Raw genomic sequence first — 16552 nt, forward strand, 5'->3', positions numbered from 1 at the left:
TAATAGGTAACAAGATGTATAGACTGATATATGTAATATTTTTGATTGGACTACTTTCTTGTGAGAAAGAGCGACAAACGCGTAACCCTAACTTAGGAGAAGTACATTTCACCTATACTATCGATATAAGTTTACCTCTCTATAACAGCTTAAAAACACCTATGAATACGGTTTTTATACCCTACGGAGGTATTAAAGGATTTTTTGTGACTTGTTATAGTAATGGAGGATATCGTGCTTGGGAGGCTACTTGTCCTAATCATAATTTACAAGAGTGTCATAGTCGCCTGTTTGGCATAAGGGCTATAGAAGATGAAAATAGCTATGAGAAGACTGGTCACGACTATACTTTTGCCAAATGTTCTTGTGGTAAAACAGTTTACAATTTAATATCAGGGGCTCCTATTGCTATTGGGCAAATTGCCAAACCTTATCCTTTACTAAATTATAATGTTTCAGTAGCTGGTAATATTTTAACTATTAGTAACTAATGCTATCAGTACGTTTTGAAAATACAAAGCCCATCACATTTATCATTGTGCTATTAGCACTATTGATAGGTGATGGGCTATTTCAATTTAAAATACTACAACTTCCTCTCAGTGACGTGTCTCATCTCACTGTTTTAATGAGTACTTTTGTATTACTCTTTCTTTCTTTATTATTACTTCATCAAATAGACCGGTGGAATGAACTTACTGACACTAAAAACTGCTACTCTATAGCCTTCTTTAGTATTTTCGTAGTGCTCTTCCCTACCCTTTTTGATAAAGTGAAATTAGTAGGTGCTAACTTACTTATCATTGTAGCCTTGTGGCGTGTACTTACTCTTAAAACAGGTGAAGGCATTCCACAAAAACTATTCGATACTTCTCTACTAATCATTTGTGCAGGCTTGTTGCACCCTTGGGCTTTAATTTTTCTGCTAAATGTATGGATTTCTCTGCTCTTTTACGGAGCTGAAAAACGCCGTTATTGGTTTATACCTCTTTTAGCAATCATTACTGTTAGCATCTTATTAGGGGCTATTTTATTAATACTTCAAGAGCCTTTTCCTATTGATGATTTTACAAATCTCATCACTTCAGATATAAATAATCTTCTAAACTTTTCCTCTCATTCCATTGCTACAACAATAGCAGTATGTAGCTTAGCGCTCCTTCTTTTAGTGGCATTAGCAGTATACTATTTCAGAAGTGTTTATCACAGTATCAGCTCATTAGTAGTAATACAATTCCTCTGGATAGGACTTATAGTAGTATTCCTTTCCAAAGAAGTGATATACACCTTTGCCCCTATTGCCATTCTCTTTGCTCTTTATGTAGAGAAAATACGTGTGTGGTGGCTAAAAGAAATCGTACTATGGTCACTATTATCTATGCCTGCCATAGGGCTTCTACTCCATTTTATTACCAAAAGCTAAATCACCCGCATCACCTAAACCTGGTACTATATAGCCGTGGTCGTTAAGGTGAGCATCTATGGTAGCAATCCATAAATGAGTAGTCTCAGGAAACTTATCTTCCAAGTATTCTATCCCCTGCTGTGCCCCTATAACAGCAAACAAATGTATTTCTTTAGGTGTCCCTAAAGGTTTCAGCGCATTGAATACATTAGCAAACGAACGCCCTGTAGCCAGCATTGGGTCAGCTAAGAATAAGATTTTACCTTCTAAGGACGGCGAAGCCAGATACTCCACCATTATATCGAAATCAGTCTCGGAAGTGTGTTTGCGATAAGCCGAGATAAACGCATTATCAGCATTATCAAAGTAGTTCATCAAGCCTTGATGCAATGCCAAACCAGCACGCAAAATAGAGCAAATTACTATCTCGTCTTTCGGAAGTTGTACCTTCTTTTCGCCCAAAGGTGTAGTAATTGTTTCCGTTTTATAGTGTAGAAACTTACTCATCTCGTAACACAATACCTCCCCTATTCGTTCCAAATTTTTACGGAATCGCATACGGTCTGCTTGAATATTTACATCACGCAACTGGGCGATAAATCGGTTTAATACGGAAGGCTCTTCGCCTAAATGATGTATAATCATTGGTCTGTTAGCTTTATATTTTCACGCCACAAAAGTAGTATATAATTTGCTAATTTACAAATTTGTAATTTGGTAAATTATTTTTTTTGGCACACTATTTGGAATAACTATACTGAATCATTAAACAATAATTAAGCGTATGAAAAACAAAATCACTAAATTAACAGCTTTTATTGCGATAATGCTACTCACCACCGCTACCTATGCTCAAGAGTTTCACTTAGGAGCAAAAGCAGGTGCTAACTTAGGTAAAGTAGAAGGTGTAGCCTATGACAAAAACTTTAAATTGGGCTATCAATTAGGTGGTTTCGTCGAATTTGATTTCAATGATAGCTGGGGGCTACAGGGTGAAGTACTTTTTAGTCAAACCAATACAGAGCTCCGCGATAGCTACCAATCTGTTTGGGACGACAAGTTCGAAAAGAAAAAAACACTGAACTACGTAAGTGTACCAGTACTCTTGAAATACAACCCTAGCGGATTGATTTCACTACACGCAGGACCTCAATTTAGTTTCCTTGCCAACCGCGACCAAAGTACTTGGGAAAACGGAGAAAAACTCTTTAAAGATACTGATTTTTCATTAGTAGCAGGAGCCGAAGTAAATTTAGGTCCTCTTTTTGCTTACGGTCGCTATGTATGGGGTTACAGTGATATTAGTAACGCCCTTAAAGAAAAAGCAACTACCCAACAAATACAATTGGGCGTAGGGGTACGTTTTTAGAAAATAGGAATATTAGTTAATTAGAAATAGGGTTTAAGTGATTTATAAATCACTTAAACCCTTTCTTATTTTTTAAACAACCTTAATTACTCTTCGCCTTAGGTTCACCTTCCCTTCATTGTTCCTTTATCTGCCCGTGCGAATCGCATCGTCTTTTGTTCGTTCTTTGTTCGTTCTTTGTTCGTTCTTTGTTCGTTCTTTGTTCGTTCTTTGTTCGTTCTTTGTTCGTTCTTTGTTCGTTCTTTGTTCGTTCTTTGTTCGTTCTTTGTTCGTTCTTTGTTCGTTCTTTGTTCGTTCTTTGTTCGTTCTTTGTTCGTTCTTTGTTCGTTCTTTGTTCGTCTTTTGTTCGTCTCACTTTTCCGTTACTACACTCCCTCTCCTTGGGAGAGGGTTGGGGAGAGGATATTTTGTTTGTCTTTTGTTTATCTGCCCATCGTGCTACGACTGTCTATCGTCTTACGAGCTGACACTTTACCTTCAACAATTGGTATTATTGGCATTATAGTATTAATTACGGATATAGTAAATATTTCTTTCTCATCTCCTTAAACTGCTCTATATCCTTTTGCCACGATTGGCGTATTTCGTCTTCGGTCTTCCCTTCGCTTATTTGCTTCTTTAATATATCATTACCAGCAATCTTATTGAACGATGAAGCAAAGAAAGGTGTTTTCACTCCTTTGCCTTGCTCAAAAGCTTTTTTAAGCCAAGTGAGATTTAGTTTATCCAAACGAGGCGTTTTTCTCAAGTCCTCACCGTAACATAGTTCACCGTTAAACTTCGGATTCTTGTCGCCTGCATTAGGGTGTGGCGTAAAGCTAAAAGCCGTCTTATCAAAATAAGGAGAGCCATAAATCTGAAACTGCATATCGGTACCGCGTCCCATACTCACATTTGTCCCCTCAAAAAAACACAAACTTGGGTACAAGTTCACCGATATATCATTAGGTAAGTTAGGCGAAGGTTTTACCGGTAAGCTATAAGACGTTTGATGTGTATAATAGGCAAGAGGAATCACTTTAAGGTCAGCAGTAACGCCTGCTTGCAACCACTTTTCACCATTTATCATCTGAGCATATTCGCCAATAGTCATTCCGTAAACTACTGGTACAGGGTGCATCCCAATAAAACTCTTAAAAGCAGGTTGCAATACCGCTCCATCAATATAATGCGCATTAGGATTCGGACGGTCGAGTACTATTACAGGAATATGCTGTTCAGCACAAGCCTCCATCACATAATGCAAAGTAGAAATATAAGTGTAAAAGCGCACCCCTACATCTTGCAAATCAAAGAGTACAAGGTCTACACCTTTCAGTTGCTCAGCAGTAGGTTTTTTGTTTTTACCATAGAGCGATACAATAGGCAAGCCGGTTTTAGAGTCCTTGCCGTCTTTCACTACTTCACCTGCATCGGCTTCCCCTCTGAATCCGTGTTCAGGAGCAAAAACCTTACTGATAGATACTTTCTTCTTTAATAACGTATCCACCAAATGCACATAATTCCCTTTTTCGGCTTTCACAATTCCAGTCTGATTCGTAACGATAGCTATATTTTTAGCGCGTAAATCCTTAATGTAAAGATACATTCGGTTAGCGCCCACCACCACTTCTTTCATCTGTTTTTCAGTATTTTGCACAGAAGCATTACCTTGTGTCTGTCCATTATTTTTGCACGATATAAGCGTACATAAGAAAAAAAGTGTAATTTTGGCACTTCTAAAAGGCATTATTGTTTTGAATGTTGAATATTTCATAGCAAAAAGAGTTATTTTTTCGAAAGGGGACAAAGGTACAATTTCTTCCCCAATTATCAAAATGGCAATAGCTGCCATTGCTGTGGGTATGGTGATGATGCTCATTGCCATTGCTACGGGTATTGGCTTGCAACGCAAGATTAGGGAGAAGTTGGTAGTCTTTCACGGGCACATTCAGATTTTTGATTATAGCAGTAATGCGTCACAAGTTACTACCAAACCTATTGCTATAAAACAAGATTTTTACCCTACTTTTTCAGCAGTACCCGAAGTTACCCATATTCAAGCAGTAGCTACCAAAGGTGGTATCATCCGTACTGAAACCACTTATGAATCGATTCTCGCTAAAGGTGTGGGGAAAGACTACAATTGGTCGCTTATTCGCGATTTTATTACCGAAGGGCGCACCCCTAATGTAGCGAGTGAAGAAGTAACCGATGAGGTGCTAATGTCTACCTATTTAGCCAACAGATTGCACCTAAAACTGGGCGACCGTTGCCAAGCTATCTTTTTAAAAGACGAAGCTGCCCAAGCTCCTAACCAACGTAGTTTTAAAATTGTAGGGCTTTACAATAGTGGCTTTCAAGAATTTGATGCGTCATACATCTTCACTGATATACGTCATATTCAGAAAATCAATAAATGGCAACCTGACCAAATAGGCAATTTCGAGCTTTTTATCAAAGATTTTGACCGTATAGAAGAAGTAGGCAAACAAGTGTACGGCAAGGTAGGTTCATTCCTCGATTCGCAAACTATCATTCAGAAGTTTCCTTTTATTTTCGAATGGCTTGGTATGTTCGATTTCAATATTTACCTCATCATCGGGATAATGATAGTTGTTGGTGGATTTAATATGATTACGGCTATTCTCGTGCTCATATTGGAGAAAACACCAATGATAGGTACTTTAAAGAGCTTAGGTGCCTCTGACCGCAGTATCCGCAAGATATTTTTGTATAATGCCACCTATATCATAGGCTTGGGACTCTTATGGGGGAATGTTTTAGGATTCTTATTGCTCTGGTTACAACAGCGTTACAGCCTTATCAAGTTAGACCCTGCCACCTATTACGTAACCGAAGTACCGATTGCTTTCACTCCTCTGTGGGTGTTATTGCTCAATATAGGCGTTTTGCTATTGTGCTTGCTGATGCTACTCATTCCTACCTATGTGATTACCAAAATATCACCTACTAAATCTATGAAGTTTGCGTAAATAATTTGAGATAGCGCAAAAGTGAGTGTATAATTATTTAAAATCTTTGTTTTATTCAAAATAAAGAAGTACATTTGCCACAAATTAAAAAATGTGACTATATGAAAAGAAATATTAGCACTTTGGACAAGAATATCCGTTTGCTCATTATCGTTATCACTGCAATATTGGGTTATTTTAACGAGTTTTCTATTACCATTGCTTCCGTGTTATCAGGCGTTTCTATATTGCTTTTGGTAACCATTCTCATCAATTTCTCACCCATTTACGCACTTTTAGGTATCAGTACCTATAAGCCTAAAGAAAAATAATTATTATGACTTCTTTTTTTAACGAAACTCCCTTTGTCTTTCCTTTTAAGAAAAACGAAGTAAAACGTTGGGTGAAACGCGTAGCCCAATCCGAAGGTAAAGAGGTGGGTAATATCAACTATATTTTTTGCGATGATGAGTATTTGCACAAAATAAATGTAGAGTATTTGCAACACGACACCCTTACCGATATCATCACCTTTGATTATTCTGAGGGCAAAGTGCTCCATTCGGATATTTATATTTCGGTAGAGCGTGTAAAGGAGAATGCTAACATCTTTAAAGTGCCATTCCAAAGAGAGCTCCTGCGGGTATTGGCACACGGCTTGTTACACCTCTGCGGTTATAAGGATAAAACACCGGAAGACAGTGCGCTAATGCGCAACAAAGAAGAAGAAAAGATGAACCTTTTTACGGTTGTTTAGGAAGAGTAGATTTGAGCTTTATAGTAAAACTCGCTAAATAACCATAAATAAGCAAAAGTAAGGTACCTATGTAGATGCTATTGTCAAAAGCATAGAAATTTACAAATGAGAAAACGACACTCATTCCAAGGAAGATTTTTATCTTCCTTTTTTTGTAGGGTATCGGATAGTATTTTTGTCCGTAGTAATACGAAATAAACATCATCGCCCCATAGGTGATGAGTGTTGCTAACGCCGCCCCTTTATAACTGAGCCAAGGAATAAGCGCAAAGTTGAACACTACTGTGATAGCCATTCCTACTAAGGATACAATAGCTCCAAAGCTGGTGCGGTCGGTTACTTTGTACCACACCGAAAGACTATGGTAAATACCTAAACATAGATTAGCTAACAAGATAATAGGTACTATCCAAAGGGCTTCCCAATAAGCTTTGTTAGGTATCAAAATAAGTTTAAAAACATCGGTGAATACGGTAATAAAGAGCAAAATAAAGCCTCCGCACACAATGAAATATTCAGTGATACGAGCATAGGTTTTAGGTGCATTCTTATCCTGTGCACTGCTGAAAAAGAAAGGTTCTATACCAAGTTTATAAGCAGTAACAAAGAGGTTCATAAATACCCCCATTTTGTAACAAGCAGAATAAATACCTATAGTTCCATCGGCAGTATCAGCGGGAAGGAGCATACGCAAGAACACTCGGTCAAAACCTTCATTTACCGCAAAAGCAATACCTGCCAATAATACAGGGAAAGCATAAACCATCATCTCTTTCCAAAGTCGATAATCAAAACGGAAATGTATTTTGAAATAGATGGGCAGTAAGACAATGAGAGTCGCTAAACTCGCTATAACGTTGGCTAAAAAGATATAATATACACCACCGTTGGTAGCAAGGGTTTCAGCAGGTAAATAGTTCAGGTAGTAAATGTTAAGAGCTAAATTCACTGCTGTATTCCCTATTTTAACAATAGCATAAAGTTTGGCTTTGCCTTTGTTCCTGAGCCACGCAAACGGAATGACCACTAAGGCATCGAGTACTAATATATAAATGGCAAAGACAATATACTGTACATCGTAGTTCAGCCAGGAGGCAATAAAGTGTCGCAATAAGTAGGCAATCAGCAGGAAAAACAAAGAGCTGACTGTAAGAGAAGTAAGTGCAGTAGATTGTACCTTCTTCTTCCGTTCGCCTTTATTCATAAAGCGGAAGAAAGCTGTTTCCATACCATATGATAGCAGTACGTTCCCCAAGATAAGATAGACAAACAACCCTGAATAGATACCAAAATCGGCAGTATCGAGTTTATTCACGTACAACCTTGTGAGCAATAGAGTAAGCACACGAGGGAGTACAGTAGCAATGCCGTAGATAATGGTATCTTTAAAGAGTTTTTTCAACATAAGGCGTTTTTATTATCCAAATAGTTCTTGTATTGCATCTTCTATTTTGGCAACTTTTACAATCCTAATTTTAGTATTTTTAAGGGCTATTTTGTTATATTTTGATACAAAAATAGTGTTGAAGCCTAATTTCTCAGCTTCAGTAATGCGTTGCTCTACGCGTTGTACAGGGCGTATTTCACCGCCTAATCCTACTTCGCCGGCAAAACAGACGTCCTTTTCAATCGCTATATCTTCGTTAGAAGATAGGATAGCCATCGCCACTCCTAGGTCAGTTGCAGGGTCGTCGATAGTAATACCTCCAGTGATATTTAGGAAGACGTCTTTAGCTCCAAGGCGAAAACCTGCACGTTTTTCAAGCACTGCCAAAAGCATATTGAGGCGTTTGGCATTGAAGCCCGTAGTACTGCGTTGAGGTGTACCATATACCGCTGTACTTACGAGTGCTTGTATTTCAATCATCAGCGGACGCATACCTTCCAAGGTGGCAGCTATGGAGGTACCGCTAATCGTCTCATCGGTTTTGGAAATGAGAATCTCCGAAGGATTATTTACCTCACGCAATCCGTTGCTAAGCATCTCGTAAATACCTAGTTCAGAAGTAGAGCCAAAGCGGTTTTTCAGTGAACGCAAGATACGGTACACGTGATTACGGTCGCCTTCAAACTGCAAAACTGTATCGACCATATGCTCTAATATCTTAGGTCCTGCTATTTGTCCGTCCTTAGTGATATGCCCAATGAGTATTACAGGAGTATGAGTAGTTTTAGCAAACTTAATCAGTTCGGAGGTACATTCTCTAATTTGAGAAATACTCCCCGCCGAAGCCTCTATATAATCGGATTGTAGGGTTTGAATAGAGTCGATAATCACGATTTCGGGTAAGAGTTCTTTTATCTGCTGAAAGATATTTTGCGTCTTAGTTTCAGTGAGGATAAAGCAATTATCGAGCTTATGCGGAATACGGTCGGCGCGCATTTTTATCTGTTTCTCACTTTCCTCCCCCGATACGTAGAGGGTACGATAAGGCAAGTTAAGAGCTATTTGCAACAATAGCGTACTCTTACCGATGCCAGGTTCACCCCCTAAAAGAGTAACCGACCCCGGTACAATTCCCCCACCCAAGACGTTATTCAATTCGTGGTTGTTGCTGTTAAGGCGCGTCTCCTGTTGTGTATCGATTTGCGAAATAGAGATATACTTAGGAGCTTTACTCTTGATAGGTGATTCTTTCTCTTGCCAAGCAGGAGCAGTGTCTTTCTGTACGACTTCTTCCACAATGGTATTCCACTGCTTGCAGACGTAACACTGTCCTTGCCATTTGCTGTATTGTGCTCCGCAATTCTGACAGAAATATGCTGTTTTTAGTTTTGCCATTTTTTAGGAGATTAGATGTTAGGAGGCACGAGCTACAAGCCCGCGCCAGCATAGATTAAGTTTTAGCGTTAGATTATTTGGAAAAGCAAATTATCTATTGTTCATCGTTAATTGCAAAAGGTATTGCCCGTATTGGTTTTTGAGCATTGGTTTTGCTAACTCTTGCAACTTTTCAGCAGTAATCCAACCCTTACGATAGGCTATTTCTTCCAAACAAGAAATTTTCAATCCTTGACGTTTCTCTAAGGTTTCTACGAAGTTTGATGCTTCGCTAAGTGAATCGTGAGTACCCGTATCAAGCCACGCAAAACCGCGCCCTAAGAGTTGTACTTTTAATTCGCCGTCGTTTAGAAACTCTTGATTCACCGTAGTAATCTCCAATTCACCTCGTGCTGAGGGTTTGATACTTTTGGCTACTTTCACTACTTTATTGGGGTAAAAATAGAGTCCTACTACCGCATAGTTAGATTTAGGCTGTGTGGGTTTTTCCTCAATGCTAAGCACATTACCCTCGGTGTCAAACTCAGCTACTCCATAACGTTCAGGGTCTTTTACGTAATAACCAAAGACAGTAGCTTTGCGTTCTTTCTTTACATTCTCTACCGCTTGAGCGAGCATTTTCGAGAAACTCTGTCCGTAGAAAATATTATCTCCTAATACCAGGCATACATCGTCATCACCTATAAACTCTTCGCCTATGATAAAAGCTTGAGCCAAGCCATCGGGACTGGGTTGCTCGGCATAGCTAAGGCGAATACCGAAGTCGGAACCGTCACCTAAGAGGCGCTCAAAACCTGGTAAGTCCTGAGGAGTAGAAATTACCAATATCTCGCGAATACCCGAAAGCATCAGTACTGATAATGGGTAGTAAATCATTGGTTTATCGTAAATAGGGAGTAATTGTTTAGAAACTCCCTTAGTAATGGGGTAAAGGCGTGTACCTGAACCGCCTGCTAATATAATTCCTTTCATCGGTTGTTAGTTTTCTAGACGTTAGTAATTAGTGTAACTTTCATATTATATTGAGCTTTGCCCAAAGTCCTTATACAACAAGCTATCAAAAAAACTTTGGCAAAGGTACAGTATTTATTTGAAATTAGCAAATGTGTTATTAATACCACAATGCTAATAATGCCAATTGTTGAAGGTAAAAGGTAAAAGATAAAAGGTAAAGTATGAGCTCGTAGCGCAACAGACAGATAAAATTAGTAAATTAGTAAATGAGTCAATTAGCAAATGGGGGCGGGTGAATAAAATAATGTAGATATAGAGAGCTTATAGAAAAGACGAACAATGAACGAACAAAAGACGGTGCGAGCCGCACGGGCAGATAATGAAAAGACGAAGAAAATATCCTCTCCCCAGTCACATACTCTCCTTTTCGGAGACTTCTCCCAAGGAGAGGGAGTGTAGTAACCAAAAAGTGAGACGAACAAAAGACGAACAAATGACGGTGCGAGCCGCACGGGCAGATAAAGAAATGACGAAGGAAAAGTGGGGGTAAGTTAAAGCTAAGATAAAAATAAAAAAAGGTTTATTAGTAGATTTCAACTTTGGCAAATTTTGAAACTTTGGCAAAGTTCGTACATATAAACGAATAAATGACAGAGCGAGCCATACGGCAGATAGACAATGAACAAAGGAAAAGTAGAGACAAGGTGGTGAAAAAGCGGAGAGCAAACGGAGGAAAACGACTGGAAAAATTAATTAGAAAATAATTTTGGGTAAATGAAAATAAATTCCTATCTTTGCCAAATTAAGACATAAATAAGATTAAAGATTATGAAGAAATTACTAGCCTTAATAGCTTTTTTATGGGTAATGACTGCCTGTGAAAAATCAGGGGAAGATACGCCCCAAAATACGCAAACTCAAATACCTTATGATTGGGATTTTTATTTGAAACCTTCTCGGTTATATGCAGTAAAAAATGAAAAAAATGCTGAGTTGAAAAAACTGTATTACCAAGTATATGGTACGCCCTGCGGAGATTGGTATGATGGAATTAACCCCAATAGTGAGGATAGCGACCGCTACCTAAAGAATTTTGTTGAAGGTGCTGAACACGCTCGCAAAACGCCTATTGTAGTGATTTACGGTATCCCCAATCGCGATTGTGGTTCATTCTCAGGAGGCGGACACCCTAATGCTGCTTCTTACAGAGCGTGGATAGACCGCGTAAGTGCTATTATTGGAAAACGCCGTGCAGTAGTAATTATCGAACCCGATGCTATTAACTACTGTGGACATAAAAAGGGCTCGGCTAAGTACGAGGAGCGTGCTAAATTATTACGCTATGTTGCTGAGAAACTGAAGAACAACAACCCGAATGTAGCGAGCTATATCCACGCCGGGAATGGACCTTTGGTGACCAATAATTCTGAAACAATGGCTACTGCCATTATTGATGCTGGTTTAAAAGATATGCGTGGTTTCGCATTGAATGTTTCGGGAGTGGGAGGCACTGCTGAAGAACAAGCAGCAGCTGAAACATTTGTAAAATACTTAGCTTCCAAAGGTTTTAAAGATGTGCATTACGTGATTGACACAGGGCGCAGTGGTATCAATAGACCTAAACACCAGAATGCAAATGCTCCTTATAACTCTTGCAATAACTTTAATGCAGCTTTAGGCCCGCGTAGCACTACCAAAACCACAGGTGCACACGCCGATGCTTATTTGTGGATTAACGGAGGAGGTGGCTCTGATGGTGAATGTAATATGGGAGCCCCAAAAGCGGGAAAGCCTTATCCTGAATATACGAGACACTTGGTGCAAAACGCTATGAGAGTGAAAAGTATAGAGATTTTGGAAGTACCTCAAAACTTAAAATAGTCGTAACACGACAAGCAATTATAAAATAACCTTTATCATTGCAAAGATAAGAATAATACAGATAAATAAAATTAAAGATTATGAATAAATTACTATCCTTAGTAGCTTTTTTATGGGTAATGACCGCCTGTGAAAAATCAGGGGAAGAGACCGACCCCTCTACACAGACTCCAACAACGCAAACCTCTACTACACAAACTCCTACTACTCAGACCCCTACTACACCTCCTATTACGCCTCCGGTTACCCCTCCTATTCCACCTAACCCACCACAAGGTAAAAAGCCGGTAGCTTATGACTGGGATTTTTACTTGGAGCCCTCTCGGTTAGACGTAGTAAAAAATGAAAAAAATGCCGAGTTGAAAAAGCTGTATTACCAAGTGTATGGTACGCCCTGCGGAGGTTGGTATGACGGCGGTGTTAGTCCTGGTAGTGGTGGTAAAGAGAAAAATGACCGTTGGCTTAAAAACTTTGTTGAGGGAGCAGAACGCGCTCACAAAACGCCTATTGTAGTGCTTTACGGTATCCCCAATCGCGATTGTGGTTCGTTTTCAAAAGGTGGACATCCTAATGCGGCTTCTTACAAAGAGTGGATAGACCGTGTAAGTGCCATTATTGGACAACGCCGGGCGGTGGTTATTATTGAACCCGATGCCATTAACTACTGCGGTGCCCCAAGAGGCTCAGCTAAATACAATGAACGTGCTGAACTGCTTAGTTATGCCGCTGAAAAACTAAATAAGAACAACCCTAATGTAGCGAGCTATATTCACGCTGGAAATGGATCTTTGGTGACACAACACTCCGAAGCTGTTGCTAATGCCATTATAGATGGAGGTTTAAAATATATGCGTGGTTTTGCACTGAATGTTTCGGGCTTAGGAGGCACTGCTGAAGAACAAGCAGGAGCAGAAAGATTTGTAACTTACTTGGCTTCTAAAGGTTTTAAAGATGTGCATTACGTGATTGACACAGGGCGCAGTGGTATCAATAGACCTAAACACCAAAATGAACACCCTCCTTATAACTCTTGCAATAACTTTAATGCAGCTTTAGGCCCACGTAGCACTACCAGAACCACAGGTGCACACGCCGATGCTTATTTGTGGATTAACGGAGGAGGTGGCTCTGATGGTGAATGTAATATGGGAGCCCCGGAAGCGGGAAAGCCTTATCCTGAATATACAAGACACTTGGTGCAAAACGCTATAAGAGTAAAGAGTATAGAGATTTTGGAAGTACCTCAAAACTTAAAATAGTCGTAGCACGACAAGCAATTAGAAACTTTGGCAAAGTGTGTGAAGAGTCGTAGCACGACAGAAGAGACATTTTATTTACATTGCCATTGGAAGTCTTCGACTTTAGATTGCATTTCGGGGCGGTACTCATAGTGCCACCACTCTGAGAAAATAGATTTAAAGTTATATTTGTTGAGTACATCCTTCAACAACTTGCGATTCTCAAGTACCTTTTTAGGGAGGGTCGTGCAAGTGTGATGTGCTTTTTTACCAAAGAAATCAAAAGGAGTACCCATATCTAATTCCTTGCCTTGTGCATCTACAAGGGTAAGATCGACAGCAGCCCCGCGATTGTGTTTAGAACCTTTCGCGGGGTTTGCTACATAGTGGGTACCTGGAAGTATCTTCCACATCTTTTTCTGTACCGAAAGCGGTCGGTAGCAGTCGAACAATTTAATGCGGTATCCCAACGATTTAAACTCTTCATTAGCTTTGACCAAAGCCTTTGCAGTACTCTTGCGGAGATAACACTCACCACAATCATATACTGCTTGTTTGAGGAAATTATCGGGGGTGGCGTATTTCATATCGAATACAAAGTCATTAGAAAGACTTCTGAGGAGCACAAAATCATTCTGCTGTGCTAAAAGTGAGGATACTGATAATAATATAAAAAGTTGTAAGAGGTATTTCATAAGAGTGATTTTCGGCAAAAGTACAAAAAAAACTTAAAAAAAGCTTGCTATATGTAACAAATTTACTACTTTTGTGCTATGATTCAGAAAACAGTACAAATACTCAACAAACGGGCGAAATTTGAATATGAAATCCTCGACAAATACACGGCGGGGATTGTACTTGTGGGTACCGAGATAAAGTCTATACGAATGGGAAAAGCCTCGATAGCTGAGAGTTTTTGCGAGTTTAACGATAAAGGAGAACTTTTCGTGATTAACTCTACCATTGAAGCATATGACTTTGGCACCTATTACAACCACCGCCCCAAAAGCGAACGCAAACTGCTTTTGCAGAAAAAAGAACTTCGCAAACTCAATAAAGAAGTGAAAAATAGCGGGCTTACTATTGTACCTCTCAAACTCTTTATTAACGAAAAGGGGTTGGCTAAAATGGATATAGCCTTAGTACGCGGTAAGAAATTGTATGATAAACGCGAAACTATTAAAGACCGTGATAACAAGAGAAACTTGGATAGGCTAATGAAGAAGTAAGTCCTCTCCCCGTTCCCCTCTCCTAAGGAGAGGGGCAAACTGTGAATTAATCATTAACAATTAATCATTAGATATTAGATAAGTGTATAGAGATTTTAAAGAACTCCCCGATGATGCCCGTGTATGGGTATACCAATGCAACCGTAGCTTTACAGAAGATGAGCAAAAGCAACTGCATACACAATTAGAAGAATTTATAAATCACTGGATGGTGCACGGCAAGGATTTGTTATCATCATTTGAATTGCGCTATAACCGTTTTATAGTTATAGGAGCATTACCCGATGCCCACGGTGTAGGAGGTTGTTCTCTTGATGCTTTAGCGCACTTTATTCAAGAGCTTGAAGTCCAATACAACGTTACATTGCTTGACCGTATGAATGTGAGTTACCGTCAAGGTGAACACATCGCCTATAAAAACCTTGCCGATTTCAAAAAAATGGTAAAAGAAAAAGCAGTATCGGCACAGACTATAGTGTTCAACAATTTGGTGAATACTAAAATAGAATACGAAGAGAATTGGGAAGTGCCTTTGGAAGACAGCTGGCACAACCGGTTTTTATAGCGCAAGTTGTACAGGCAATAGAAGAAGTATGAACTTTGCCAAAATCTGAAACTTTGGCAAAGTGTAGCGACGCAAATGCGATTTTAAGACTTTTCGGACAGCCTTTTTTATTGTTAATATATCTGTCCTCTTAGTAAGTCTTCGAAGGTTTCTGCCTTTCTGATAAGTTTAGCTTCCCCATTCTGCCACAATACTTCTGCTGGACGCAAGCGTGAATTGTAGTTGCTCGCCATAGTGTAGCAATAGGCACCTGCATTGTGAAAGCACAATATATCACCCTCAGTAATCTCAGCTATTTGTCGGTTAGAGGCAAAAGTATCGGTCTCGCATATATACCCAACTACTGAATAGAAACGCTTCTTACCTTCGGGGTTAGAAATATTTTCGATATAATGATTAGCCCCGTAGAACATTGGGCGGATAAGATGATTAAAACCAGAGTCGATACCTGCAAATACCGTAGAAGTGGTTTGCTTTACTACATTCACCTTTACTAAAAAGTAGCCTGCTTCACTTACTAAAAACTTACCAGGCTCGAAAGCTAATGTAAGGTTGCGACCGTACTCCTTGCAGAAATCAGCAAAGCGACTGCTGAGACGTTCGCCCAACTCTTCTATATTGGTTTGTATATCTCCCTCTTTATAAGGCACTTTAAAGCCACTGCCAAAGTCGATAAATTGTAAATCCTTAAAGTGTTTAGCGGTTTCAAAGAGTATTTCGGCAGCGTAAAGAAACACATCAATATCTAAAATATCACTACCTGTGTGCATATGAATACCGTTGATGTGCATCTTTGTATTCTGGACGATACGCAAGATATGCGGTATTTGGTGAATGCTAATACCAAACTTACTATCGATATGTCCTACCGAAATATTGCTATTACCGCCTGCCATCACGTGTGGATTGATACGAATACACACAGGTATCTCAGGGTGTTGTGTGCCAAACTGCTCCAAGAACGAAAGATTATCGATGTTGAGCTGTACTCCTAAGCGCATAGCCTCTTCAATTTCGTCCATTGAGACACCATTAGGCGTAAAAATAATTTGCTGAGGGTCAAAACCTGCCAGCAATCCCAACTGTACTTCCTGAATAGAAACGGTATCAAGACCAGCACCTAAATCCTTCATCAATTTCAAGATAGAAATATTAGAAAGGGCTTTCATTGCATAGTTGATGCGCAACTTGGGTACTGAGGCAAAGGCATTGGTAAGTCGGTTATATTGAGAAGCAATCTTCTGGGCATCATATACATATACAGGGCTACCGTAAGTATGTGCTATGTTTAGTAAATCGTTTATTTTCATTGAATATACTGTTGTTTAAATGATTATAGGGCACAAAAGTACAAATAATTAGCAAAATGGCAAATAATACTAATAATACAGGCGGATAAAATTAGGAAATGAGAGAAT

19 protein-coding genes are annotated in these 16552 nt (G+C 39.3%); 11 read left to right on the plus strand and 8 right to left on the minus strand.

The window, feature by feature from the left end:
• The first annotated feature begins 14 nt into the window (after positions 1-14).
• Positions 15-491 (plus strand): hypothetical protein, encoded by a 477-nt coding sequence (locus HW278_RS00790; protein WP_178976639.1) that lies wholly within the window; start codon positions 15-17, stop codon positions 489-491.
• On the plus strand, positions 491-1423 hold the full coding sequence (locus tag HW278_RS00795; RefSeq protein WP_016479415.1) for a hypothetical protein: 933 nt from the start codon (positions 491-493) through the stop codon (positions 1421-1423). Before HW278_RS00790 ends, HW278_RS00795 begins: the two co-directional genes overlap by 1 nt.
• On the opposite strand, the gene upp is transcribed toward HW278_RS00795, so the two are convergent.
• Positions 1397-2050, minus strand: coding sequence for a uracil phosphoribosyltransferase (gene upp / locus HW278_RS00800; RefSeq protein WP_002672507.1), 654 nt, complete (start codon positions 2048-2050; stop codon positions 1397-1399). The two genes, HW278_RS00795 and upp, sit on opposite strands and share 27 nt — an antisense overlap.
• A 139-nt stretch (positions 2051-2189) precedes the next feature.
• On the opposite strand from upp, the gene HW278_RS00805 reads away from it, so the two are divergent.
• Positions 2190-2774, plus strand: coding sequence for a porin family protein (locus HW278_RS00805; RefSeq protein WP_178976640.1), 585 nt, complete (start codon positions 2190-2192; stop codon positions 2772-2774).
• Between the two features lie 115 nt (positions 2775-2889).
• Here HW278_RS00805 and HW278_RS00810 read toward each other — a convergent pair whose 3' ends face one another.
• Both HW278_RS00810 and HW278_RS00815 read right to left on the minus strand, forming a co-directional pair.
• A complete protein-coding gene (locus tag HW278_RS00810; RefSeq protein ID WP_178976529.1) occupies positions 2890-3129 on the minus strand; it encodes a hypothetical protein in 240 nt (79 codons plus the stop codon).
• Positions 3130-3285: 156 nt separating this feature from the next.
• Positions 3286-4608, minus strand: coding sequence for an exo-beta-N-acetylmuramidase NamZ domain-containing protein (locus HW278_RS00815; RefSeq protein ID WP_178977972.1), 1323 nt, complete (start codon positions 4606-4608; stop codon positions 3286-3288).
• Here HW278_RS00815 and HW278_RS00820 point away from each other — a divergent pair.
• The 3 genes from HW278_RS00820 to ybeY all read left to right on the plus strand — a co-directional run bounded on the left by HW278_RS00820 (position 4592) and on the right by ybeY (position 6485).
• Positions 4592-5749 carry an ABC transporter permease gene (locus tag HW278_RS00820; RefSeq protein WP_053580744.1) on the plus strand — a complete coding sequence of 386 codons (1158 nt, stop codon included), beginning with the start codon at positions 4592-4594 and terminating at the stop codon, positions 5747-5749. The genes HW278_RS00815 and HW278_RS00820 overlap by 17 nt on opposite strands.
• A 101-nt stretch (positions 5750-5850) precedes the next feature.
• On the plus strand, positions 5851-6060 hold the full coding sequence (locus HW278_RS00825) for a DUF2892 domain-containing protein (RefSeq protein ID WP_002672528.1): 210 nt from the start codon (positions 5851-5853) through the stop codon (positions 6058-6060).
• A 5-nt stretch (positions 6061-6065) separates the two neighbouring features.
• A complete protein-coding gene (gene ybeY / locus HW278_RS00830; protein ID WP_015783089.1) occupies positions 6066-6485 on the plus strand; it encodes an rRNA maturation RNase YbeY in 420 nt (139 codons plus the stop codon).
• Here the strand turns inward: ybeY and HW278_RS00835 are convergent.
• From HW278_RS00835 to rfbA, 3 genes are all read right to left on the minus strand, one after another.
• Positions 6472-7890, minus strand: a complete 1419-nt coding sequence (locus tag HW278_RS00835) for a lipopolysaccharide biosynthesis protein (protein WP_178976641.1) — start codon at positions 7888-7890, stop codon at positions 6472-6474. The genes ybeY and HW278_RS00835 overlap by 14 nt on opposite strands.
• A 12-nt stretch (positions 7891-7902) precedes the next feature.
• Positions 7903-9267, minus strand: a complete 1365-nt coding sequence (gene radA / locus HW278_RS00840; RefSeq protein WP_178976642.1) for a DNA repair protein RadA — start codon at positions 9265-9267, stop codon at positions 7903-7905.
• Positions 9268-9357: 90 nt separating this feature from the next.
• A complete protein-coding gene (gene rfbA / locus HW278_RS00845; RefSeq protein WP_178976643.1) occupies positions 9358-10239 on the minus strand; it encodes a glucose-1-phosphate thymidylyltransferase RfbA in 882 nt (293 codons plus the stop codon).
• A gap of 361 nt (positions 10240-10600) precedes the next feature.
• Between rfbA and HW278_RS00850 the strand changes: the two genes are divergently transcribed.
• From HW278_RS00850 to HW278_RS00860, 3 genes are all read left to right on the plus strand, one after another.
• Entirely contained in the window at positions 10601-10771 is a 171-nt protein-coding gene (locus HW278_RS00850) for a hypothetical protein (protein WP_178976644.1), read from the plus strand.
• A 278-nt stretch (positions 10772-11049) separates the two neighbouring features.
• Positions 11050-12102, plus strand: a complete 1053-nt coding sequence (locus HW278_RS00855; protein ID WP_178976645.1) for a glycoside hydrolase family 6 protein — start codon at positions 11050-11052, stop codon at positions 12100-12102.
• Between the two features lie 80 nt (positions 12103-12182).
• Positions 12183-13361 carry a glycoside hydrolase family 6 protein gene (locus HW278_RS00860; protein WP_178976646.1) on the plus strand — a complete coding sequence of 393 codons (1179 nt, stop codon included), beginning with the start codon at positions 12183-12185 and terminating at the stop codon, positions 13359-13361.
• Between the two features lie 71 nt (positions 13362-13432).
• Here the strand turns inward: HW278_RS00860 and HW278_RS00865 are convergent, their stop codons facing one another.
• Complete coding sequence (locus tag HW278_RS00865) at positions 13433-14035, minus strand: M15 family metallopeptidase (protein ID WP_053580750.1); 603 nt, start codon at positions 14033-14035, stop codon at positions 13433-13435.
• A 78-nt stretch (positions 14036-14113) separates the two neighbouring features.
• On the opposite strand from HW278_RS00865, the gene smpB reads away from it, so the two are divergent.
• Positions 14114-14569 (plus strand): SsrA-binding protein SmpB, encoded by a 456-nt coding sequence (gene smpB, locus HW278_RS00870; RefSeq protein WP_009410605.1) that lies wholly within the window; start codon positions 14114-14116, stop codon positions 14567-14569.
• An 82-nt stretch (positions 14570-14651) separates the two neighbouring features.
• The gene (locus tag HW278_RS00875) at positions 14652-15134 is read left to right on the plus strand and encodes a hypothetical protein (protein ID WP_002672542.1); all 483 of its coding nucleotides are present in this window, start codon (positions 14652-14654) and stop codon (positions 15132-15134) included.
• A gap of 113 nt (positions 15135-15247) precedes the next feature.
• On the opposite strand, the gene lysA is transcribed toward HW278_RS00875, so the two are convergent.
• Positions 15248-16444 carry a diaminopimelate decarboxylase gene (gene lysA, locus HW278_RS00880; RefSeq protein ID WP_178976647.1) on the minus strand — a complete coding sequence of 399 codons (1197 nt, stop codon included), beginning with the start codon at positions 16442-16444 and terminating at the stop codon, positions 15248-15250.
• Between the last annotated feature and the right edge of the window lie 108 nt (positions 16445-16552).

This window comes from Capnocytophaga sp. oral taxon 902, from assembly GCF_013394735.1.
GTDB lineage: Bacteria > Bacteroidota > Bacteroidia > Flavobacteriales > Flavobacteriaceae > Capnocytophaga > Capnocytophaga ochracea.